The 22,600-nt window shown below is 29.7% G+C and carries 26 protein-coding genes; 7 read left to right on the forward strand and 19 right to left on the reverse strand.

All coding sequences use genetic code 11. The annotated features are described in order from the left end of the window. The 3 genes from Q0V67_RS09170 to Q0V67_RS09180 form a co-directional block, all read right to left on the reverse strand. Positions 1–271: hypothetical protein (locus tag Q0V67_RS09170; protein WP_297598926.1), on the reverse strand; the 271-nt coding region annotated here is incomplete at its 3' end. Continuing rightward, the gene (locus tag Q0V67_RS09175; protein ID WP_297598928.1) at positions 258–614 is read right to left on the reverse strand and encodes a hypothetical protein; all 357 of its coding nucleotides are present in this window, start codon (positions 612–614) and stop codon (positions 258–260) included. The genes Q0V67_RS09170 and Q0V67_RS09175, both read right to left, overlap by 14 nt. Before the next feature lie 153 nt (positions 615–767). Then, positions 768–1,478, reverse strand: a complete 711-nt coding sequence (locus Q0V67_RS09180) for a 2-phosphosulfolactate phosphatase (RefSeq protein ID WP_297598930.1) — start codon at positions 1,476–1,478, stop codon at positions 768–770. Positions 1,479–1,579: 101 nt separating this feature from the next. Between Q0V67_RS09180 and Q0V67_RS09185 the strand changes: the two genes are divergently transcribed. Beyond that, positions 1,580–2,629 carry an alanine racemase gene (locus tag Q0V67_RS09185; RefSeq protein WP_297598931.1) on the forward strand — a complete coding sequence of 350 codons (1,050 nt, stop codon included), beginning with the start codon at positions 1,580–1,582 and terminating at the stop codon, positions 2,627–2,629. Positions 2,630–2,692: 63 nt separating this feature from the next. Further along, positions 2,693–3,304: a nitroreductase family protein gene (locus tag Q0V67_RS09190; protein WP_297598933.1), complete on the forward strand. Its 612-nt coding sequence runs from the start codon at positions 2,693–2,695 to the stop codon at positions 3,302–3,304. A gap of 29 nt (positions 3,305–3,333) precedes the next feature. On the opposite strand, the gene Q0V67_RS09195 is transcribed toward Q0V67_RS09190, so the two are convergent. Together Q0V67_RS09195 and Q0V67_RS09200 are read right to left on the reverse strand one after the other, a co-directional pair. Continuing rightward, positions 3,334–4,509 (reverse strand): MalY/PatB family protein, encoded by a 1,176-nt coding sequence (locus tag Q0V67_RS09195; RefSeq protein ID WP_297598935.1) that lies wholly within the window; start codon positions 4,507–4,509, stop codon positions 3,334–3,336. 19 nt (positions 4,510–4,528) lie between these two features. Further along, complete coding sequence (locus Q0V67_RS09200) at positions 4,529–5,101, reverse strand: GNAT family N-acetyltransferase (RefSeq protein WP_297598937.1); 573 nt, start codon at positions 5,099–5,101, stop codon at positions 4,529–4,531. A 134-nt stretch (positions 5,102–5,235) separates the two neighbouring features. On the opposite strand from Q0V67_RS09200, the gene pncA reads away from it, so the two are divergent. Continuing rightward, positions 5,236–5,847, forward strand: a complete 612-nt coding sequence (gene pncA / locus Q0V67_RS09205; RefSeq protein WP_297598938.1) for a bifunctional nicotinamidase/pyrazinamidase — start codon at positions 5,236–5,238, stop codon at positions 5,845–5,847. A gap of 111 nt (positions 5,848–5,958) precedes the next feature. Here pncA and Q0V67_RS09210 read toward each other — a convergent pair whose 3' ends face one another. Next, complete coding sequence (locus Q0V67_RS09210; RefSeq protein ID WP_297598940.1) at positions 5,959–6,363, reverse strand: META domain-containing protein; 405 nt, start codon at positions 6,361–6,363, stop codon at positions 5,959–5,961. Between the two features lie 6 nt (positions 6,364–6,369). Then, a complete protein-coding gene (gene lgt / locus Q0V67_RS09215; RefSeq protein ID WP_297598942.1) occupies positions 6,370–7,233 on the reverse strand; it encodes a prolipoprotein diacylglyceryl transferase in 864 nt (287 codons plus the stop codon). A gap of 236 nt (positions 7,234–7,469) precedes the next feature. Here lgt and Q0V67_RS09220 point away from each other — a divergent pair, with 236 nt between their 5' ends. From Q0V67_RS09220 to panF, 3 genes are all read left to right on the forward strand, one after another. Next, complete coding sequence (locus Q0V67_RS09220) at positions 7,470–8,681, forward strand: FprA family A-type flavoprotein (protein WP_297598944.1); 1,212 nt, start codon at positions 7,470–7,472, stop codon at positions 8,679–8,681. Between the two features lie 66 nt (positions 8,682–8,747). Further along, a complete protein-coding gene (locus Q0V67_RS09225; protein ID WP_297598946.1) occupies positions 8,748–8,978 on the forward strand; it encodes a YhdT family protein in 231 nt (76 codons plus the stop codon). Between the two features lie 9 nt (positions 8,979–8,987). Next, entirely contained in the window at positions 8,988–10,436 is a 1,449-nt protein-coding gene (panF, locus tag Q0V67_RS09230) for a sodium/pantothenate symporter (RefSeq protein ID WP_297598948.1), read from the forward strand. A gap of 91 nt (positions 10,437–10,527) precedes the next feature. Here the strand turns inward: panF and Q0V67_RS09235 are convergent, their stop codons facing one another. Both Q0V67_RS09235 and Q0V67_RS09240 read right to left on the reverse strand, forming a co-directional pair. Beyond that, positions 10,528–11,421, reverse strand: a complete 894-nt coding sequence (locus Q0V67_RS09235; protein ID WP_297598950.1) for a multidrug resistance efflux transporter family protein — start codon at positions 11,419–11,421, stop codon at positions 10,528–10,530. Positions 11,422–11,547: 126 nt separating this feature from the next. Continuing rightward, positions 11,548–12,135, reverse strand: coding sequence for a hypothetical protein (locus tag Q0V67_RS09240; RefSeq protein ID WP_297598952.1), 588 nt, complete (start codon positions 12,133–12,135; stop codon positions 11,548–11,550). A 136-nt stretch (positions 12,136–12,271) separates the two neighbouring features. Here Q0V67_RS09240 and Q0V67_RS09245 point away from each other — a divergent pair, with 136 nt between their 5' ends. Continuing rightward, the gene (locus Q0V67_RS09245; protein WP_297598975.1) at positions 12,272–12,919 is read left to right on the forward strand and encodes a CatB-related O-acetyltransferase; all 648 of its coding nucleotides are present in this window, start codon (positions 12,272–12,274) and stop codon (positions 12,917–12,919) included. A gap of 51 nt (positions 12,920–12,970) precedes the next feature. Here Q0V67_RS09245 and pgsW read toward each other — a convergent pair whose 3' ends face one another. The 10 genes from pgsW to Q0V67_RS09295 all read right to left on the reverse strand — a co-directional run bounded on the left by pgsW (position 12,971) and on the right by Q0V67_RS09295 (position 22,439). Then, complete coding sequence (pgsW, locus tag Q0V67_RS09250; protein WP_297598955.1) at positions 12,971–13,936, reverse strand: poly-gamma-glutamate system protein; 966 nt, start codon at positions 13,934–13,936, stop codon at positions 12,971–12,973. Further along, positions 13,933–14,361 (reverse strand): poly-gamma-glutamate biosynthesis protein PgsC, encoded by a 429-nt coding sequence (gene pgsC / locus Q0V67_RS09255; protein WP_297598957.1) that lies wholly within the window; start codon positions 14,359–14,361, stop codon positions 13,933–13,935. Before pgsC ends, pgsW begins: the two co-directional genes overlap by 4 nt. After that, on the reverse strand, positions 14,354–15,487 hold the full coding sequence (gene pgsB / locus Q0V67_RS09260) for a poly-gamma-glutamate synthase PgsB (RefSeq protein ID WP_297598959.1): 1,134 nt from the start codon (positions 15,485–15,487) through the stop codon (positions 14,354–14,356). The genes pgsC and pgsB overlap by 8 nt, the downstream gene beginning before the upstream one ends. 10 nt (positions 15,488–15,497) lie before the next feature. Continuing rightward, entirely contained in the window at positions 15,498–16,631 is a 1,134-nt protein-coding gene (locus tag Q0V67_RS09265; RefSeq protein WP_297598961.1) for a succinylglutamate desuccinylase, read from the reverse strand. Positions 16,632–16,646: 15 nt separating this feature from the next. After that, positions 16,647–16,790 carry a hypothetical protein gene (locus Q0V67_RS09270; protein WP_297598963.1) on the reverse strand — a complete coding sequence of 48 codons (144 nt, stop codon included), beginning with the start codon at positions 16,788–16,790 and terminating at the stop codon, positions 16,647–16,649. A 15-nt stretch (positions 16,791–16,805) separates the two neighbouring features. Beyond that, positions 16,806–18,077, reverse strand: a complete 1,272-nt coding sequence (locus Q0V67_RS09275; RefSeq protein ID WP_297598965.1) for a TRAP transporter large permease subunit — start codon at positions 18,075–18,077, stop codon at positions 16,806–16,808. Between the two features lie 58 nt (positions 18,078–18,135). After that, positions 18,136–18,666, reverse strand: coding sequence for a DUF6305 family protein (locus Q0V67_RS09280; protein WP_297598967.1), 531 nt, complete (start codon positions 18,664–18,666; stop codon positions 18,136–18,138). An 18-nt stretch (positions 18,667–18,684) separates the two neighbouring features. Further along, the gene (gene ggt / locus Q0V67_RS09285; protein ID WP_297598969.1) at positions 18,685–20,388 is read right to left on the reverse strand and encodes a gamma-glutamyltransferase; all 1,704 of its coding nucleotides are present in this window, start codon (positions 20,386–20,388) and stop codon (positions 18,685–18,687) included. Positions 20,389–20,536: 148 nt separating this feature from the next. Continuing rightward, entirely contained in the window at positions 20,537–21,142 is a 606-nt protein-coding gene (locus tag Q0V67_RS09290; RefSeq protein ID WP_297598971.1) for a response regulator, read from the reverse strand. Then, positions 21,132–22,439, reverse strand: a complete 1,308-nt coding sequence (locus Q0V67_RS09295; RefSeq protein ID WP_297598973.1) for an ATP-binding protein — start codon at positions 22,437–22,439, stop codon at positions 21,132–21,134. The genes Q0V67_RS09290 and Q0V67_RS09295 overlap by 11 nt, the downstream gene beginning before the upstream one ends. Positions 22,440–22,600: the final 161 nt, after the last annotated feature.

A 22,600-nucleotide genomic window follows, 5' to 3' on the forward strand; every position in this document is an offset into this window, starting at 1 on the left:
TATCAAAAGTTATATCTTCATAAGAGGATTCATTAAAAATACTTCTAATAACTCCAACATTCTCTAAAGAAAATTCCCAATACTCTAAAGAGTATTCATCATCTAAATAATACTCTATATATTTATATTCATCTTCATTTCTACTAATAAAACTATTGTAAGAGATATTTAAATACTCTATCTCATCATCATTATTTAAATAATATATTGAATAACATCCTTCTTCACTAGTTAACTCAATTTTTTTAAAAAACATATTATTTTTCTTCAACTTTTTCCCTCTCTTGAATTCGATACCATAATTCATCTATAAAAAATGGAGATTTTATTTGTTCCGCTATATTTTCTATAATAGTCATATCAATTTCATCTTTTTGAACTGCTTTTTTAGTATCTCCTACCTTTAAATATAAATTTTCAATCTCATAATCTTTTATTATTGCTGTCAGTTGTTCTCCACCATCTAAAATTAAAATCTCCTGAGGAATCTCCTCATTATCAAAACTAATTTTAATTTGAAGTCCAAGCTCTTTAGAAAACTCTTTATATGTTTTTATTTTATTATCTTTTATATGGACTGCTTCAATACTATAAAAATCATTTTTTAATATCATTTTTTTATCTTCAAACTCAATTGATGAAGCATAAACTCTAAACAGAAATAAAATATACACAGAAATTAGAATAATTTTATTTATAACACTCTCCCCCTCTCTTCTAATTAACTTATTCTAAAACTTATTTTCCTTTTTAACAATCCCTAGCACTCAATATTCTCCTTTTATCTCTTTATTCTTATACTCTGGAACTATATCACAACAATCTAAAGTTAAACAATAGTCTAAATCACTTTCATAGCCTATTTTTTTTAAATAACTATAGTGTTTACTATCTTTTAAAACCTCTTTAATATTTTTAGAATACTTAGCTAAGTTTTGTAAAGATATTGTGAAATCGTCCATTAAAACACTTCTTTTTTCTAATATTTTATTTGCAATGATTCCTGCACATAAACTATCATCTAGTGAAAACTCATCCTCTGTCCCTGCACAAACTATAATTAGATCTTTTTCATTTTTTAATACTTTCTCTACAACCGAAGAGACATTTATATATGATGCTATATAAATATTATCGCCACTCTGTGAATTTTCAATAGCTCGTGTTCCATTACTCGTTGTCATACAAATAACTTTTCCTTTTATTTTTTTTTCCGTAAATTCTAAAGGTGAATTGCCAAAATCAAACCCTTCAATTTTAAGACCCTTTCTTTCACCCGCTAAAAGTCCATCTTTAAGTTCTTCTTTTTTTTCAATAGCCTCTTTTATTTCTTTGAATGGATATATTTTCTCAGCTCCATTTTTTAAAGCTGTAATCATAACTGTAGTAGCTCTTAAAACATCTATTACTACTACATTTTTGCCTTTAAAATCTTTATTTAAAGCTTCCTTCGCTGAAACTAATATTTCTATTTTCATAAAATCATCTCCTTGATAATTATTTTACAATATTTCTTTTGAAATTTAAAGAATTATGTGGTAATAATAATGGTAAATAATTTTATAAAGAGGTGGCTTGCATGGGTAGAGATAGTTTTAAAATTTATATCAATAAAAACAATATAATTCACAATTTCAACTATATCAAGATTGCTAGTAATAAAGAAGTAATTACTGTTGTTAAAGCTAACGCATATGGACACGGTTTAATCGAAATAATCCCCATTTTAATTGAAGCAGGATGCAGATATTTTGCAGTAGCGAGAGAGTCTGAAGCTATGGAGATACTAAATCTAAACTTTTCTAACATAAAAATTTTAGTTTTTGAAACTCTTGAAGATCTTTCGCTTCTAAATAGACACAAAAATTTAGAGATGATTATTAATAGTCTCGACGAGTTTCAAGAGGCTCTCGATTTAAAATTGGATTTTAATCAGTTACATTTAAAATTTGATTTTGGATTTGCTAGAAATGGAATTTATGACAGCCAATTTGAAGAAATTAAAAATTTAGTTACAAGTAACAATATCTTCTTTAAAGGAGCTATGACTCATTTTTTTGCTTCATCTCCTACAGAGATGCTTCAAATACAAAAAAATCTTATAGAAGCCATCAATTATATTGGAAAAAATCGTTTTAAAATAATTCATTCACAAAATAGTGCTGCAACTTTACTAAATGTCGGAGAAGGATCTACTCATGTCAGATGCGGAATAAGCGTTCTTGGAATGGTTGATATTGGTCTTATTGACAACAATATAAAAAGATCTTGGTCTTTATCAGGACCTGTCTATAATATTAAAAACTTTGACCACTTAGACTTTATCGGTTATGAACGAATAGATGATTTAAATGTAGGTAATTTTAGTAAGGTTGCCAAAATAAAATTGGGTTATGGGGATGGATTTTCAAAAATAAATACCAATATTTGTTGTAATATAAACGGAAAAACTTATCAAATAATTCATGTAAGTATGGACACCTCTTTTATTCTTATTGATGATTTTGTTAAAGAAGGTGATATCGTTGAAATCTACAAAAATTTTGAAGAGAGCAATAAACATTTAAATATGGCCCACTATGAATATACCACTCTATTAAACAAAAGAATCCCCAGAATAATCGTTTAAAATAAAAGATTTTTATCAGAATCTTCGTATATATTACCAGAACGTCTTAATGGAGGTGTATGTATGAAATTTAAAGAAGTTCTTACCAAAAGAAGAAGTGTTAATTTTTTTAACCCCAATAAACAGCTAGACTTAAAACTTTTTGAAGAGATTATAAATGAAGCAATCCTTGCTCCTTCGGCTTTTAATCTTCAGCCATGGGAGATTATTGCTGTCAAATCTTCTGAAGCTAAAACCAAGCTTTTTACTGCCTGTTCTCAACCAAAAATTTTAGAGGCTCCAATGACTCTCATATTAATAGGCGATACTTTTGGTTATGGAAGAGATAACCCCATGTGGAATACAAAAATAGATTTAGGAATGAGTGAAGATAAAGTTAGCAGTGTCATACAGATGTGTGAAACTGTTCTCTACCCTACAGAAGTTAAAAGAAATGCTATGGCTGTTAGAGATGTCTCTCTTTTAGCTATGTGTATAATGTTATGTGCTAAAAATCTTGGTGTGGATACTCATCCTATGATTGGCTTTAATGAAGACAAAATTAAGGAAATTTTTGAAATAGATGAGAGCAAAACTGTTGTTATGCTAGTTTCAATTGGATATTTTGATGAAACAAAAACTTTAACTCCTAGAGAACGTCGACTAAAATTTAACGAAATTTGTAAAATAGTATAAAAAAAATGCAGGGGTCACTCTGCATTTTTTTAAAATACTTTTTTTAATCTTTCTAGAGCTTCTTTCAGTACATCTCTATGACAAGCAAAATTTAGTCTAATAAATCCTTTTCCCTCTTCTCCAAAGATATGCCCCCCATCTATAACTATTTTGGCTTCTTTTTCAATTTTATTTACTAATTCTTCTTCTGTTAAATTTAAACCTTTTAAATCTAACCATGCTAGATATGTTCCTTCTAATGACGTACATTTAATACTAGGTATATTCTCCTCTAAATATTTTTTTAAATATTCATAGTTATTTTCTAAATATTTTTTTAAATTTTCTAACCATTCTTCTCCCTCAGCTGTATAACAAGACTCTGTAGCTATTGCACCAAAAATATTTGGAACTGGTTTTAACCCCACTTTAAACATCTCTTCTTTAAATTTTTCTCTTAAACTTTCATCTGAAATTATTATATTTGATGCTTTTAGTGCTGCAAGATTAAATGTTTTACTAATTGAAGTGCAAACTATTAAATTTTTTAAATTTAAAGTTCCCAATGAAGTAAATTTATTTTTAAATAATATCAAATCGCTATGAATTTCATCTGAAACTATGATTACATTATTTTCAATACTCAATGTAACTAGCTTTTTTAACTCCTCTTCTGTCCAGACTCTCCCAACAGGATTATGCGGGCTACACAAGATAAATAATTTATTCTTTGGATCCTTAAATTTTCTTTCTAAATCTATAAAATCCATCTCATATCTGTCATTTACTAACTTTAATGAACTATTTATGACTTTTCTGTTATTTAGTTCTATTGAATTTCTAAATGGAGGATAAACAGGATTTTGAACAATTACTCCATCTCCCTCCTCTGTAAAGGCTCTTACTGAGAAACAAAGAGCAGGTACAACACCACTTGTTGGAACTATCCATTCCTGTTCTATGCTCCAGTTATTTTTTTTCTTTAGCCAGTATTTTACGCTTTCATAATAACTTTCTCCAACAATATTATAACCAAATACTTGTTCTTTTACTCTTTTTTCCAATTTTTCTACAACAAATTCTGGCACCTTAAAATCCATATCTGCAACCCACATAGGTATACTTTCATCATCTACGTATTGAGCCATTTCTAACATTCCTGTCAAATTCCATTTTCTAGAATCTGTTCCTCTTCTCTCAACATACTTATCAAAATTATTTTTCATAAAACACCCTCCTTTTTATTTATAATCCAAACTCTTTGGCATATTCCACAATACCACTCACATCTGTTAACCCTCCTGGTATTAATTCAATAGCCATAAAATTTTCATCTTTCACTTCAAAAGGTGCTTTTATTGACCATTTGGAAGCAGGTTCATATCCAAATTTTGCATAGTATTCTGGATGCCCAAGTACAACAACTCCCTTGTACCCAAGTTTCTTCGCAACCCCATGTCCCTTTTCTACAAGACTCTTCCCGATACCTTTTTTTTGAAATTTCGGTAATACTGCCAGTGGTGCTAGTGCTAATAATGTCTCATCTCCTACTTTTACTTTTGTAAAAAGTATGTATCCAACAATCATCCCTTTATATTTTGCAGTTAAAGATAAATCCTTTATAAAAGCGTCACTTTTTAAAAGTTCTCTAACTAATTTATGTTCATTATGATCTGAAAGTTTCTCTCTTATAAAAGCCTTTTGTACAACTTCACATACGAGATCCTCTTCAGTCACTTTTGTATATTTTTTTCTCTGAAAAACATATACTGCTAAACTTCCCAAAACAAAAAACATCACTCCTAAAAATACATTCATATAAGCCCTCCTATTATAATTTATTTATAATTAATAATAACAAATCTACACGATTTTTGCCAAGTTTTTTTATTTTACATTTTTTATATTAACTGCTATACTTACATATATATAATTTTAGGGGGAGATATCATTTGAAAGCTTTAATTGTTGTTGATATTCAAAATGATTTTTGTGAAGGTGGAAGTCTCGCTGTAACTGATGCTAATAAAATTATTCCTATTGCTAATAATATAATTGAATATTTTAATCAAAATAATTTTTTAGTTATAGCTACTAAAGATTGGCATCCATCTACTCATAAAAGTTTTGCCAGTAATTCTGGAGGTGCTGTTGGTGAAGTTGGAATTTTAAACAATCTTCCTCAAATTTGGTGGCCAAACCACTGTATTGAAAATAGTTTTGGTTCTGAGTTTCATCCTGATTTAATTAAAATCCAAAATATAGTGTATAAAGGTACTGATTTGGAGATAGATTCATATAGTGGTTTTTTTGATAACGGAAAATTAAAAAAAACTGACCTTTTTAAAATTTTAAAAAAAAACTCAGTTGATGAGCTTTTTATTCTTGGATTAGCAACTGATTACTGTGTTAAACACACCGTTTTAGATGCTCTAGAACTAGGCTTTGATGTTAGAGTTGTATCAAATGGGTGTAAAGGAGTAAACTTATCCCCTCAGGATTCTGAGAGTGCTCTTTTAGAAATGCAGAATAAAGGTGCCAAAATAATCAAATGGGAGCTATAATTAATAATAGCTACTAGAATCGATATCATATTTTTGCAAAATTTTGAAGTAAATATAAAAAACCCACAAGATTAGTATCAAATTGGAAATACTAATCTTATGGGTCTTTTTTTATTTTTTTCCTAACTTTTTATTTTCTTTATATTTTAATATTTCACCATCATTAAGTTTTAATATTAAAATATCTTCTTCTATCGAATATGTTTGTACATTTTCTATTTTGTTTAAATACTCTGTTTCCATTTTCATAACCTTATCAGAACCCGCCATTAAAGTTGAACCTAATTTTTCAAGTTTTATTTTATTTCCATTTTTTTCATATCTTCCAAAATAATTATTTAAGCCTGAAAAACCATAAAAGTTATGTTCATCAAATCCGATTAGAACATTGGGTATTGAATTTTCTTGAACAAGAATATACTCTTTCCCAACCAATCTTTGTTTTTTTGTATTTAAGCTTGTACACCCTCCAAATAAAACTGTAATCATTAGTAATAATCCTATAACCTTTTTCATTCTCCCTCACTCCCTATTTTTATTAATAATAATTATAATAATTACTGCTAAAAACATCATTAAAAAACTTATAACATGCGGGGCTCTAAACCCATAAAACATTAAATCTTCGGCTCTAAAGAAACTCACAAATATACGATTTAGACTATATATAACTATATATGACCACCATATTGTTCCTGTCGCATAATTTTTTTTTCTCAAAATAAAGTATAAAAATAAAAAACCTATAAAATTCAATAAAGCTTCATATAGCATTGCCGGATGTAAAGGTAAATTTGGAAATTCCCATCCTGCAGGCGAGGTAGTTGGAAAAACTAATCCCCATGGCACAAGCTCCTTATATTTTGATTTATCAAGTATCCCCATGGCATTATACTGAGTATACCACTCGTAAAAACTTGGTTTTAATCTAAATATTATATTAAGCGGTGTAAATGTTGGAACCCCATGAACTTCACCATTTGCTAAATTTCCAAATCTCCCAATCGCTTGTCCCAATAAAAGTAAAGGAGCCACCATATCACCTAGTAAAAAGGCATTTAATTTCTTTCTGTGAGCATATATTAGCGTTCCTATAAATCCACCTAATATTCCTCCATGAATTGCCATCCCACCCTTCCAAACCGCTAATATATCAGCCGGATGAGCAAGATAATAGTTTAAATTAAAAAGTACATAATAAAGACGTCCACCGAGAAGACCAGACATCATCGCTATAAAAGCATAGTCTTCAATAATATCTTTTTTTATTCCTTTCGCAGTCGCTTCTCTTTTTAAAAGTTCAATTCCTATAAAAAATGCCAACGCATAGCATAAACCATAATAACTTATTTTCAAACTTCCAAGTTGTAAAAATATCGGATTCATTAGCCACCCCTATATTATTTTATGTTCTTCTTTTTTAATTGATTATACCACCACTTTTATATTTCGTAAAACTTTTTTTAAACTCTTTTGTACATTTTATATTATTTTTGTATATTTTTTGTTAAATACAATTTAATTTTATCTTATTTATATAATTATAGTTGAATTTTTAATGATTTTAGATTAAAATATAAATGACTAGTATAGAATTAATTATAATCATTAAGGAGGTTTCTATGCATTACCATGCACCTGTTACAAAAAAAGTTTTTTGGATCGGAACCAACGATAGAAAAACTGAAAGATTTGAAAACTATTTACCATTACCACAAGGAGTTGCTTATAACTCATATTTAATAAATGATGAAAAAACATGTATAATAGATACAGTAGATTTTTCTACCGCAGGTTTATTTATTGAAAAAATAAATGGAATATTAAAAGGCAAGCCACTTGACTATATCATTGTTAACCATATGGAGCCTGATCACTCTGGTTCTCTTGGGGATGTTATTGAGTACTTCCCTGAAGCAAAAGTTGTTGGAAATGTAATCACTTTAAAAATGATAAAAGCTTTTATGCCAACATTTGATGAAACTAAGTTTCTATGTATTAAAGAGGGAGATACTCTAAGTTTAGGTACTCATACTTTAACTTTTGCCATGATTCCTATGGTTCACTGGCCTGAATCTATGGTTACATATGATATGACTGATAAAATTCTTTTCTCAAATGATGCTTTTGGAAGTTTTGGTACTCTTGATGGTGGTATTTTTGATGATGAAATAAACTTCTCTTTTTATGAAAGCGAAATGAGAAGATACTATGCAAATATTGTTGGAAAGTATGGACCACAAGTTTTAAATGCAATTAAGAAATTAAGCGGATTAGAAATTAAATATATCTGTCCTTCTCATGGTATTTTATGGCGAAAAGATGTTTCTGTAGTTATCAACCACTTTGCTAATTGGGCTAGTTTTACTCCTGAAGAAGAAGGTGTAGTTATTGTTTATGGTACTCTTTATGGAACAACTGCTAAGATGGCTAATGTTATAGCTAGAGAGCTTTCTTGGAATGGAATAAAAAATATAAAAATATATGACGCTTCTAAAACTGATCACTCATATATTATAAGTGATATTTGGAAGTATAAAGGGCTTATTATTGGATCCGCAGCACACAACAATGATGTTTATCCTGTTTTACATGGGCTTTTACATAAACTTAAAAACTACGGTTTAAAGAATAGATATTTAGGAATCTTTGGAAATATGCTTTGGAGCGGTGGTGGAGTAAGAGGTATTCAAGCTTTTGCAGACTCGCTTCCTGGCCTAGAACTTATCGCTGAACCTGTTGAATCAAAAGGAGAACCAACTCCTGAAGATCAAAAAAAATTAGAGCATATCGCTAAAGTTATGGCTGAAAAATTAAAAAGCGAAAGGTCATAGTAATTTAAATCCAGAGAGAGCAAGAATATGCTCTCTCTTTTTATATTAATTTTTGGAGGAAATAGAATGAAGAATTCAAAACAAATTAACAAGGAAGCTATTATTACCTGCTTACTTTATCTCTTTTATTTTGCTTGGTGGTACTACTTTGCATATATTTATAAATCTGAACCCAATATCTTTATTTTTGGTTTACCTAGCTGGTTTTTTTACTCATGCGTTTTAGGTCTAGTTGTTATAAATATACTTGTTTTTTTAGCCGTTAAGATTTTTTTTAAAGATATTGATTTAGATTAGGAGGAACTGATGCTTATACTTTTACCTATTATTATTTACCTTTGTTTAATGCTAGGTGTAGCATGGAAGGTCAATAAAATAAAACATCGTGAGAATGTAAACTTTATGGAAGAATACTTTATTGGAAGCAGAAATATGGGTGGTTTTGTTCTAGCAATGACTATTATTGCTACATATATAGGTGCCAGCTCTTTTATTGGTGGACCAGGGGTTGCTTATAAACTTGGTTTAGGTTGGGTCTTGTTAGCTTGTATACAGACTCCTACAGCTTTTTTAACTTTAGGTATTTTAGGAAAAAGATTGGCTATTATCTCCAGAAGAATTGGAGGAGTAACCATCACTGATCTTTTAAGAGCCCGTTATAAAAATGACATCGTTGTTATTCTTGGATCAGTAATTATGCTTATATTTTTTATTGGTACTATTGTTGCTAACTTTGTTGGTGGAGCTAGACTTTTTGAAAGTGTAACAGGTCTTCCATACATAGTTGGACTTACTATTTTTTCTGCAGTTATAATTACATATACCACAATTGGTGGGTTTAGAGCTGTTGCTTTAACCGATGCTATTCAGGGCGGGGTTATGCTGGTTGCTTCTGGAATACTCTTTTACACTATTTTAAAAGCAGGTGGTGGAATGGAGAATATAATGAGAACTGTTCAAAGTATAAATCCGGATTTATTGACTCCTGATTCTGGCGGAGCTATTGCTAAACCATTTATCTTATCCTTTTGGATGTTAGTTGGAGTTGCTATTTTGGGTCTTCCCGCTACCACAGTTCGTTGTATGGGGTTTAGAGATAGTAAATCTATGCACAATGCAATGATCATTGGTACTTCGGTGGTCGGTGTTTTAATGTTAGTTATGCATTTAATTGGAGTTATGGGAGTGGCTATTTCCCCAGGCATTACTATCGGAGATAAAATCATTCCATCCCTTGCAATCAGTAACTTACATCCAATTTTAGCTGGTGTCTTTATTGGTGGTCCTCTGGCAGCTATAATGTCAACTGTAGATTCTTTCCTAATACTTTCATCGGCTACAATTGTAAAAGATTTATACATAAATTATATAAACCCAAATCCAAATGATAAAAAGATAAAGAAACTATCTCTATTTACATCTCTTTTGATTGGTTTAATTGTGTTTTTTCTATCTCTTGATCCTCCTGAACTTTTAGTTTGGATAAACTTATTTGCCCTAGCTGGTCAAGAATCTGCATTTTTCTGTCCTATTATTTTAGGATTATACTGGAAACGAGCCAATGCCGTGGGAGCTATTTCATCAATGGTTTTTGGTGTGTCTTCATACATTTATTTTTCTGTTTTTAAAATTAACTTCTCAGGTATGCACCAAATTGTTCCCGTAATATTTATGAGTATTTTTGTTTTTGTTGTGGGATCTTATCTGGGAGATAAACCAGATGATGAGACTATTGATTTATTTTTTAACTTCTAAAAAAAACGGTAGAGAAATCTTATGATTTTTCTACCGTTTTTTCTTTTTAAAAAATAGACCTTTTCTTTGAAAATCAGCCTCTTTTATATTTTTATACACTTTTTAAATTACTTACAACAATTCCTATAATAATAATCCCTATTCCTAATATAGAAAAGCTACTTGGGAGATTAGCTCCTAAAACGACTCCACCTAGTATTGTAAAAACAATTTCAGTAGCTTGTGTTGCTTCAACTATCGCTAATTTGTTTGGATTATGTTTCACTAAATCCGTGGCTTTAAAAAATATAGTCGTTGCTATAACCCCTGAAAATACAGCCACAAATAAAGAGCTTACAACTTGGTTTGTCGATGGAATTCCACTTGTATGAAAACCTAAAAAAGATATAACTAGCCAAAATGGTAAACTACACAAAGTCATTCCAAACACTCTTTGAGTTGAGTTTAATCTATTTTTCACAACCATCATCATTTTTCTGTTTCCAAGAGGATATGCGAATGCTCCAATTATAACTGGAATAATTCCATATAGTCCATCCTTTAAAGAAATCACTTTAAAATTTTCAAGTTGCACTATTGCTATTCCTAACAAAATAATTGTTGAAAGCTTTAAAAAGGTTGTTGGCATCTTCTGTTTTGAAATAAACGGTGTCATTAAAGCACCTGTTATTATAGTTATCTGCCAAGTTGATGCAACTAGCCATCCTTCACCATAATTAGCCGCAAAACATAGCGGAACATAGAAAAGTCCAAACCCAACTGTACTCCAAACTAACCATTTCATGGGATATTCCTTTATACATTGAAAAACATCTGCTATCTGTTTCTTACTTAAAAGAATCAAAAATAGAATTGGTAACATAAAAATATATCTAAGTGATGCTGTCCATAAAAAATTCCCTTGGGTTGAACTAATATGTTCATTTAGTATAAATGTTATCGAAAAAAATAAAGCTGATGTAACTCCCAGTATAAATGCGTTCATAAAAACTCCTTTTTTGGAGTATTTTATCATATTTTTTATTTAAAGTAAAAACAAATTATTTGAATCTCTAACAATTAATTGTAAAGTTTAAATTTTTCTAATTACCTTTCATTTTATTATAAATTCCTATTCTATTTTTAAGCCTCTATTAACTGACATATTCTCCGTAAATATTCTTGTACCATCAACATAATCATTAGGAGATAGTGCTGGTTGTGTTGATGGATTAGATGGATAGCTTTCACCATTAAATTTCATTGCAACTGTTGATGGATTTGCTCCTCCACCAGATACTTGCATTATTATATCCTTCCAACCTCTTGTTTTATTTCTACTTATTGTAATAGGTGTTCTCACTAAAGTAAATCTCGATATCTCTTTAAAGTTATTACTCAAAATCAAAGCTGATCCTCCACCAGATCCGCTCAACTCAGGTCCATAAGCATAAATAAAATATTCTGGAATATTGTCACCATTTAAATCAACTTTAGTATAATAATAGTAAACTGTATCTACTCCCCTTTGAAGATTATAGGCTTCTAAAATTGCATTTTCAACAGCTGTATTTCTAATCATTTCTGATGGTTTATTTCCCGTAGCAGTACTGTTAGTCTCTGCAAGAGCTTTTGAAATATTTTCTAAATCAGCGTTAGAGCAAGATGTTAAAGATAAAACTAAAGAACTCAGAATCAAAAATAAACTTATTTTTTTCATAAAGGCCTCCTATTTAACTTTTAATACATTCCTTAATTATTATTCAATACCTATTAAACTTTTCTTGCAAAAAATATATCTTATTATATAATTTAAATAAAAACTATTAAAGGAGTTATTTAAATTGAACGAACAAATTTTTGAAACTTGGTTGCAATCTGTACAACTAAAAGATCATATTGAAAACCCTAATATTACAGTCGGTGAATTTTCATACTATTCTGGTTATTATCACGATAAATCTTTTGAAGATCAATGTGTAAGATACCTTTTAGGAGATGGAAGTACTAAAAATTATAAAGATATTTTTGGTGAAAATTTTGAATTTGATAAACTTAGAATTGGAAAATTTTGTTCTATCGCTTCTGGAGTTATATTTATGTTGGCTGGTAATCAAGGTCATAATCATTCATGGATTTCAGCATACCCCTTTGACTCTAAAATTTTTCCCAATGCTAAAAATAGCTTTCAAAGAAAAGGTGATACTATAATTGGAAATGATGTTTGGATAGGAACTGAAGCCATTATTATGCCTGGAATTAAGATAGGTGATGGAGCTATTATTGCAGCTAGGGCTGTTGTTACTAAAGATGTCCCCCCCTATACAGTTATAGGAGGAAATCCTGCAACTTTAATAAGAAAAAGATTTTCTGAGCAGGAAATCTCAAATCTTCTAAATCTTAGATGGTGGGATTGGAGTATCGAAAAAATCAACGAAGCTCTTCCCTTTATAAATAGTTCTGACGTAGCTTCATTAGTAAATTTTTCTAAAGATAATAAATAAAAAACACAAGATAATACCTGAGATAGTAAGTACCTCAGGTTTCTATTTTATCTAAAAAAATTTTATTATTTTTTTACTTCTAAAATATAGATATCCAAAAAATATTAAAATTATAGTCCAATAAATTATTTTATTATCTTTTTTATAATATAAACCTGAATCTTTTTCTAGCAATTTTCCATCTATCGATATTCCATTATCACTAGCTATCTGTTTTATATTTAACATCGATAACACTGGAATATTTTTATTTTTATAATATGTTTCTAATTGAGCATGAAAAAAATTTCCGCCAATATTCACAAAATATTTTGCTCTTCCAAAACTATTATAAAATTTTATCCTATTTTCTAAATTTAACTTAAAATCTTCTATTTTTATCTTTTCTATTTTAAAATCTTCTATTCTTTTTTCTATCTCAATTTTAATATCCTCATCAAAATTTTTACCTAAATCTCCATCTCCACCAAGAGAATATGCTTTAATCTCATTTTGTATCATTTTTTTTTCTTTTAAAAAATGACCCATTTCCAAAAATGTAAACTCTTCATTATTCGCTCCATACATCGATGAGCCTATTGAGTTAACTATTATTCCATCCAATTCTAAAATATCCAAGGCTGAAATTATCGAAAGGTTTAATCCTGGAAAAGAACTGGACATATTTACATAAACCAAATCTCCTTTTTCTAAATTTTTCTCCTTAAATTTTTTCACAAAATAAGCAGCAAAATCCGGATTAGTTGATGCTCTTTTACTGTCTAAATCCCCTAATGTTGTCGTTATTCCAGTAAACTCTTCTCCTAATAATCCACTCCTATTAAGATCTATTTTTCTGTCTATTTCAATGCCTCTATTTTTCTTTTCTTTCAAAACTTCTTTTGAAAGTATAGTCATTTTCTTTTGAGCTTTTTTCATCTCATTATAATAACTGTGTTTATCTCTTTTTATATTTTCAGCTGTAAAAAATAAAATTAATATAACTAAACTAGATAAACACAATTTATTCTTTCTCACAATATTCCCTCAGCTAAAATACATATACTTTTTATTACAATTGTTAGCATTAATAGTGCTGGTATCGTTTTTTTTAAACCATTTTTTTCAAAATCTTGAGCTAATATTGCTGGAATTAAGATACCTATTATCTCCGCTCCTATAAGTATCTCTAAATTCATATTTCCAAATATTTTTTTTAAAATAAAAACTAGTACTATATACACTGCAAACTTTCGTCTTCCAAATAACACAACAAAATTTTCCAATATTTTTACTAAAAATAACACTCCTATTGAAATGACTATAGTCATAAATATTCTTTTAAGATCATTAGAAAAAAGAGCAAAATAACCAGGTACAATCATTCCTCCTGGTGACATTTCGCTCACTTCATAAAATATAATACTTAAAATAACTCCTAAAACTACAATTGTTTCATTCATTATGTATCCCCCTATTTTCAATCAAACTAACTATTTCTTTTCCCTTTCCACAAATATTGCCAACCGCAAAAATTACTGAGTCCTCTTTTAAAATTTCAAACTTATCAATTCCATCAATTATTTCTAGTTTAGAGATCTGATTTTTCAATTCTCTATAAAAGATATTTTTATTTTCTCCAGATATAAATATCTTTTCAAAATCTTTTTCATATCTCTTAGCAAACTCAATAAATTGATACATTCGACTAACTCTATCTTTTCTGTTATTTATCATTAAATATCTTTTTCTTTCTCTACCACTAGCGCCATTGTACATCTCTATAATTTTTCGTGTTGAATCTGGATCATTTGCTGCTAGTGCATTTACAAAAGATATATTTTTTCCAAATTTATTTTCAAATTCCAATTCCCTTAATACTCCAAAATCTCTTTTGTAACTTTTCATTCTTTCAAATGCCACATCTCTATCTACACCTAAAGAATAGCAAACTTCTATAGCTAAAGCTACATTTTCTATAAAGTCTATTTCTTCATATTCTTGTTTTAATCTCTTACTAACAAAAACTTTTGTTTCTCTTATATCTCCTATTTTTTTATAAAAATCAAAATAATTTTCATCTCCTAAAAATAATTTTCCATTTTCAGGAATCATTTGTCCTAATGATTTTGCAATCTCATCTAAAGTTGCTCCCATTTCATCCAAGTGATCTTCTCTTACATTTGTAATTATACCTATATCTGCTTTGAGTATCTTCTCCTCACATATCTTTTGGAGCTCTGGTTTTACAGCCATACATTCTAATATCAAAATATCTATATTTTCTTTTGCGGCTTGCTTTATTATTTTTATTTGTTCTCTTATATTTGCTTTTCCTTTTCTTTTTATATCTTTTTCTACTCCATCTATATCTATGTACTTGGGAGATGTTCCTGTTACTTTTGTAAAAACTTTTCTTTGCCCATTTCTTAATCCTGCATCTATGAGCCTAGAAACTGTTGATTTCCCCCTTATTCCATTTACATGAATAACTACATCGATTTTTCTTCTAGCTTTTTCTAAAGATATTTTTTCATAAATTAATTTTATAAAAAATATCCCTATTAAAGTAAAAACAACAGTTCCCATAACTCACCTCTTATCTTTTTATTTCTTCATTTAAGTAGCTTCCTATACCATTTTCCTTTATTTCTGAAATTGTTGGAACATTTTCTATTACAATCTCTTTTTCAGATTCGCTTTCACCCATTACCTTAATAAGTTCCATGACGCTTCCAACGTGTCTTGATACTCTCTCGTTAAGTGGATGCCCATTCTCATTAAATGGTACAAATAAACGTCCTAATTTTTGTGCTTTTACATATGTCATATCCGCTCCAGTCACCACAAGTGCTTCGTTAGTTTTCCCTCTAAGCCTACCTTGAGCAGGATTAGCAGTTTCCATTAAAATTGCGTATGTATCTGTAAAATCTCCTAGTTCTCTATGAGTTAATCCCCTTAAGCTCACTGGAGAAGGTTCTAATCCTATCGCTATATCTTCAAACTCTAAATTCATCACTGTATTTGATGCGATTACCATAGCTCTATCATGAGCAACTATAGCATTTATAACTGGATATTCTGGAGATGCTTCATGTAAATCCACTGTCATATCTATTTTTTCAGTTTTTATTAACTGAACTATTGCATACGCAGCTTTTTCTGTGGCTGTCCCATCTGCTCTTCCTGGATAAGCCCTATTTATATTTCTAGTTTCATTTCCTGATAACTGTTGCCCAGAGCTTGCATGGATATACACATCTGGATCTGGCCATTGATCTAACGGATTAGTTGCACGTGATCCATATCTAAACCATCTATCTCCATTTTTAGTTTTAATTGTAAATTTTTGAGGTGATCCCTCTTGAGGATCATTATGTGTATAACCACTATTATTAGTTCTAGGAATTACATATAAAGTCCCCTTATCAATTTTGGCATTTTCTATAAATAGAACTGCACTTAAAAGTCCCGACGGTTCATTACCGTGTGTTCCACCTAAAATTAATGTTGACCCCCCATCTTCTTTCCCTTTCAAAATATAAACTTCTGTATCCATATTTGTTCCTTTTATATCTGAGAAATATTCACTTAACATCTTTATTTCTGTTACTCCTTCACCTTTTACAATAGGTTCCGGTTCCCTCATTTTTTCAAACTCTTTTCCAGCTGTAAAAGCTATCAATAAAGAGCAAGCTAAAAGTATAACTCCAGTAGTTTTATTTCCTTTCATACAACAATCTCCTCTTTATTTTATCATTAATAATCTCAATATTAAAGGAATTATAACTAACGCTGCATTTAATTGATTAAAGAACCTTTTCTCTTCAAAAATATTCAATACAACCATAACTAATATGTATAGCGTTATTCCTAAATAAATAAACATCATTTTTATCACTCTCCTCTAATATATTATTGAAGCTATCTCTTTAGAGAAAACTATAAACAAGATAGAGTAAACTATAATTACCAATGCTGGTATAATTGATTTTTTCAACACCAGTGAGTAATCTTTTAATCCAACTACTTGTGCAGCAAATATCCCTGCTAAAGCTGTTGGTGGCATTAAATCTCCTAATCCGGCTAAAAAAGAGATTGATGATGCTGTTATTATTTGATTTTGTGCTAAGAACACCATTAAAAATGGTACTCCTAAAACTGAAGCAGCCCCAAAAGACGATACTGCTCCAAACAACGGAATTGTTACTGCCATAGCCACATATATCATTGCTGGTGGTAAACTTAAACTATTTACAACTATAAACCCTCTTACTCCAGTAAGTGTCATAACTTGAATAAACATACCAACTCCCATTAGTATTCCAAGAACTGGCAAAGTCTCTTTTATAGCTTCTTTGGATACAGATATAAAATTAACTTTCCTGCCACAGAACAACCCAACTATAGCACTTATTAAAAATATTAAAGGCATTCCTAAATTAAATATTGTAGGTATAACTTTTCCTAAAATCATTAAAATAACACCCAAAACTATTGGTAAATAAAGTTTCCAACCATATTTTTCTATATCTTCTAAATTTATCTTAGACTTTATCTCGTCATAATTTATTTTCTTTACATATTTCAATCCTAAGTAAAGTACTGTAAAAATAGCAACAGGTATTGTCAATAAAAGAAGTGGAATTGTGAATCCTACGTAAGGCATATCTATTCCCCCACCAATTATCATTGCTGGCACATTTACAGGAGGAGCAATCATTCCTAGTATTCCACCTATTGCTATAATTGTTGCTGTTTCAACAATTGGTATTCCCACCAACATAAGTATTGGAGCTACTATACTTCCAGCTGTTAATACTGCAGCTGTTGAAGACCCTGTTATCATTCCTGGAAACATACTAACAATCATTAAAAAAATTAGTAGAACCCATGGTATCGAATGAAACTTTTTTAATATCGATGCACTCAATGCATTCAGTGTTCCAATCTCTTGAATAGTTTTCATAAAAATCATAGCTGTTGCTATTACAAGAATAGTATCAATATATCCAAACATACCTTCAACTAAGTGTCTTACAGGTATTCCATTACCACTTATTAAAGTTCCTGTTATAGCTGATAAAACCATAGCTATGCTCACAGGTAACTTTAGTTTAAAACATGAAAATGTAAAGACTATTATCATTCCTAAAAATATTATCAACTCTTGCGACACTTTTTCCTCCTTTGAATAAAAGCTGCTAAAAATTTTTAGCAGCTGCTCTATCTACTTATTAAAAAATCTCTTTTAGAGGCTCTACCGCTCCACTTATTTTAGGAACAAGAACTAAAGGTATTCTCTTTTCTTCAGCTACTTTTGTAAATAGTTGATCTTTATTTCCATCTTCAACTACGATTAAATAGTCACATTCACCTATAGTAGCATTTACAAATTTATCAGACAACTCGCCTCTTCTTTGCTCTCCACCAACATGTAATCCAACGATTTTTATTCCTTTATTCTTAGCAACTTTTAACAACTGCTCAGTTCTAGATAACTCATCTTCAACTTTTATTCCAGCTGCTCCGAGTCCTTTTGAACTTCCTCCAATTGCTATTACAACTGTCTTATCTACTCCTAATTTATCTCCAGTGATATTTTTATCTAAAGTTGCTTCAACTCCAGCTTTTTTTAATAGTACACTTACCATTTGTACATCAGCACTTTGCCCTACCGAAGTTAATAATATAGGTTTCTCAAATTTTTCTCCAAAAGTTAGTACTCCTAAAATAAAAAATAAAATTGTTGTAAATTTTTTTTTCATGTATAACATCCTCCTCTTTTAAATACCTAGTGCTTTTCCGTCTCTTCTTGGATCTGCTCCACCTTCTAATGTTCCATCTTTTTTATATAGCACTCCTTGAACTGATCCCATTCCTCTATCCCACTCTGATGTTCCATTTACTTCATGTCCTAAAACCTTTAGTTTATCTATAGTTTCAGGAGTAATTCTTGTCTCAACATTTATCTTATTAGATGTATTGTCAAACATTCTTGGTGCATCTATAGCTTCCTGCATTCCCATATCGTGATCTACAACTTTACTTATTACTTGTGACACTGTACTTATAATCTTTGTAGCACCTGGTGATCCTAACACCATAAATGGTTCTCCATTTTTAAGTACAATTGTTGGTGACATTGAACTTAGAGGAGTTTTTCCTGAAGCTACCGAATTAGGATGTCCCTCTCCTGTAACAAAGTCATCCATTTCATTATTTAGAACAAATCCATACCCATCGGCTACTACTCCGTTTCCAAAAATTCCATTTACAGTTTTAGTTACCGAAACCATATTCCCCTCTTTATCTGCTATAGAGTAATGGGTTGTATCATCTGACTCATATTGCCATGGATCATGGGCAACACTTTCTTGAGATTTAGACATATCAATCTCTTTAGATAGATCTTTTGCATATTTTTTAGATGTCAATCCCTTCAAAGGCACTGGAGTATAATCTGTATCCCCCATATATTTTGCTCTATCAGCATAAGATAACTTAAACGCTTCAGAGAAAAGATGTAAATACTCTGGCGAGTTTACTTTCATATCTCCAACATTGAAGTTTTCTAAAATATTTAATATCTGTACAACTACCGCTCCTCCTGAACTTGGAGCTGGTGATGATATAATCTCGTATCCTCTATAGTTTCCTACAACAGGTTTTCTAATTCTTGGCTCGTAATTTGCTAAATCTTCCATTGTGAATACTCCGCCGTATTTATTTAAAGTTCCAACAATAGCCTCAGCTACTTCCCCTTTATAGAATCCATCCCTACCATTTTTTATTATTAAATCAAGTGTTTTAGCCATATCCTCATTTTTAAAAGTATCTCCAGTTTCATAAGGAAAACCATCCAATGTTAAAAATGTTTTTCCAAACTCAGGATATTTAACCATTAAATCATATTTATTTTTCATATCTCCCGATAGTGTTGGTGTAACAACGAAGCCATTTTTAGCTAAATTTGCTGCTGGTCTAATTACATCCTCTCTTGACATAGTTCCGTATTTTTCTAAAGCATATAATAATCCTGCTACCTCTCCTGGAACTCCAGCTGCTTTTCCACCTTCAACTTTTTCATTATCCACTACTTTTCCATCTTTATCTAGTACCCACATTTTTGGTGCTGAATTTTTCGGGGCTCTCTCTCTAAAATCGATAAATACTGTTTCCCCTGTTTTAGCAATTCTTATCAACATAAATCCACCACCACCTAATCCTGATGAATTTGGTTCTGCAACACCTAAAGCAAATCCTGCTGCTACAGCTGCATCAATTGCATTTCCTCCCTCTTTTAAAACGTCCATCCCAATTTTACTTGCTTCATACTTACTTGTAGAAACTATTCCAACTTTCCCCTCTGCTCCTCTACCAGTTCTAATCATATTTCCATTCTCATCAAATGGTTTAAAATCAGCTTTTAAACTACTAAAAGAAAAAAACATTACTGCTACTGCTCCTAATAAATATCTTTTTTCCATAACCAACTCCCTTTTCATTTCTAACCATTTATACCTTATATATATCTCAATGTAAATATAACTTCCTTTTTTCTCTTTTTTCTCTTTTTTCTCATAAAAAAATAAACCCTCTTTGCTTAAACTAACATAACAATTGGGGTTTATTTTTCTATTTTAACTTGTACTCTTTTTTAGGTCTTCCAATCTTTCCATATATGTTGTTTAAAATAACTTTTTCTTCGTCTAACAGATAATTCATATATCTATTTACTGTTTTAGTAGCAACTCCAGTTAAATTAGAAATTTCATCTACATCTTTATATTCTTTTCTACTATTTAAGCACCCTAAAACTATATTAAGAGTATTTCTATCTATACCTTTGGGTAAAAAATTTTCACTTTTTAAACGTTTTTTATTATTTAGATGAACATTCACTCTTGAATAAAGATCTAACATTTTTATAGGTTTTATTGCAAAGTCATCTGCTCCAGCTTCAAAAAATCTTTCTGCTACAAACTCTTTTCCCTCCACCGTTAAAGCAACTATTGCCACTTCTTTATCTAATACTCTTATCAATTTTGTTCCCACGGCGCCATTTATATATGGCATATTGTAGTCTATCAAAATTATATCAAATTTTTTATTCTTTAGTATTTCTAAAGATCTTTCTACACTATTTGCAGTTTCTACACTCCATCCCTTGTATAAAAAAAATTCAGCTATTGCAAAACATATATCCTCTGAATCATCTATAATTAACATATTATTCCCCATACTCATCCCCCCTTAGAATAATATAAATTTTAGTTCCGTTTTTTATTCTTCTTACAAAATATATTTTCCCATCCATATCTTTTATAGTTTTAAAAACAAAAGCTAGTCCTTTTCCAGAAGAATTTTTTGTAGATACTCCCTCTTTTATTAACTCGTTTATATTATCGATATCAATTCCATCACCGCAATCATCTATTTGTAAAATCAATCGTTTTTTATAATCTTTAACCACTATATTTACAACAGATGAATTTGCCTCCCAAGAATTAACAATAAGATTTATTATTGCTCTTGATAATAAAATTCTATTTCCTTTTAGTTTATAATCTTTTTTTAAATAACTTTTATAAGTTATCGCTTCAGTATTTTTATGAACTGATAGAAATGAAAAAATAAATTTCATCATTTCCTCAACAACTATTGGTTTTTCAGATTTTACAGACAATATTTCACTAATCATAATATTTGTTTTTTCTATTGAATCTTCCATCTTCTTTAGATAATTTTTTTTTCTTTCATTTTCTTCTTGGAGAGTAAGTGTTTCTAATAGTGCACCTACCGAAAAAATTGGTGTTTTTAAATCATGAACTAGTTGCTGAACCTCTTTTAAATGTCTATTTTCCATTTCTGATCTAGATCTAGCAATTCTCTCCTCTTGACCCTTGAAAAAATGTAATAATAAAACTGAAAACAAAGTAAAAAAGCTGAAAAAACTAATACATATTAAAGTTACAATTACATCTGCCTCCATAAAATTTATCGCTTTATTTAAATCTGAAGTTATCTCTCCAACCCCTAAAACATTAAAGAATCTACTTACATCCAACCATTGCAGACCCACAATAAAAGATAAAAAAACTAGAGACTTCTCTAAATAAGTTATACTTTTTAAATCAAATTTTATATAATAACAAAACCATAACACTCCTAGAATACTTGTTTTTCCAACCGGAAGTTGAATGTCGTAAAAAAAATTTATTAAACTATAGGCTATAGGAATTATTGGAAGTATTAATAGTACTTTTTCAAAATTCCTTTTTTTTCCATTTTTTATAATCTCTATTGAATCAAAAAGTAAAAAAATTGCTATATACATTGGTATTGATCTCAATGTATTTAATATAACTAATTTTAACATTCCAATTAGGAGATATTCTTTATCCCATAATTCAAGTGCTTTAGTTATAGAATCATAAATTTTAAAATTCTGATGTGTTAAGAAAATAGGCAATACCATCCCAAAAAAAAGTATTGTTAAAACTAATTTTATTTTCTTCTTTTCTAATTTGACATCCACATACTCACCCCACTTTTCATACTTTATTATATCATTTTTTTTATTAATAGAACACTTTATTCTATATAAATAAAAAAAATTACAACTATTTTTATTAAATAGTTGTAACTCTTTTTAAATAACAATAACTTCACCTGAATTTATAGCTGAATATCCATCTA

It is taken from the genome of uncultured Cetobacterium sp. (assembly GCF_947072685.1).
Taxonomy (GTDB): domain Bacteria; phylum Fusobacteriota; class Fusobacteriia; order Fusobacteriales; family Fusobacteriaceae; genus Cetobacterium_A.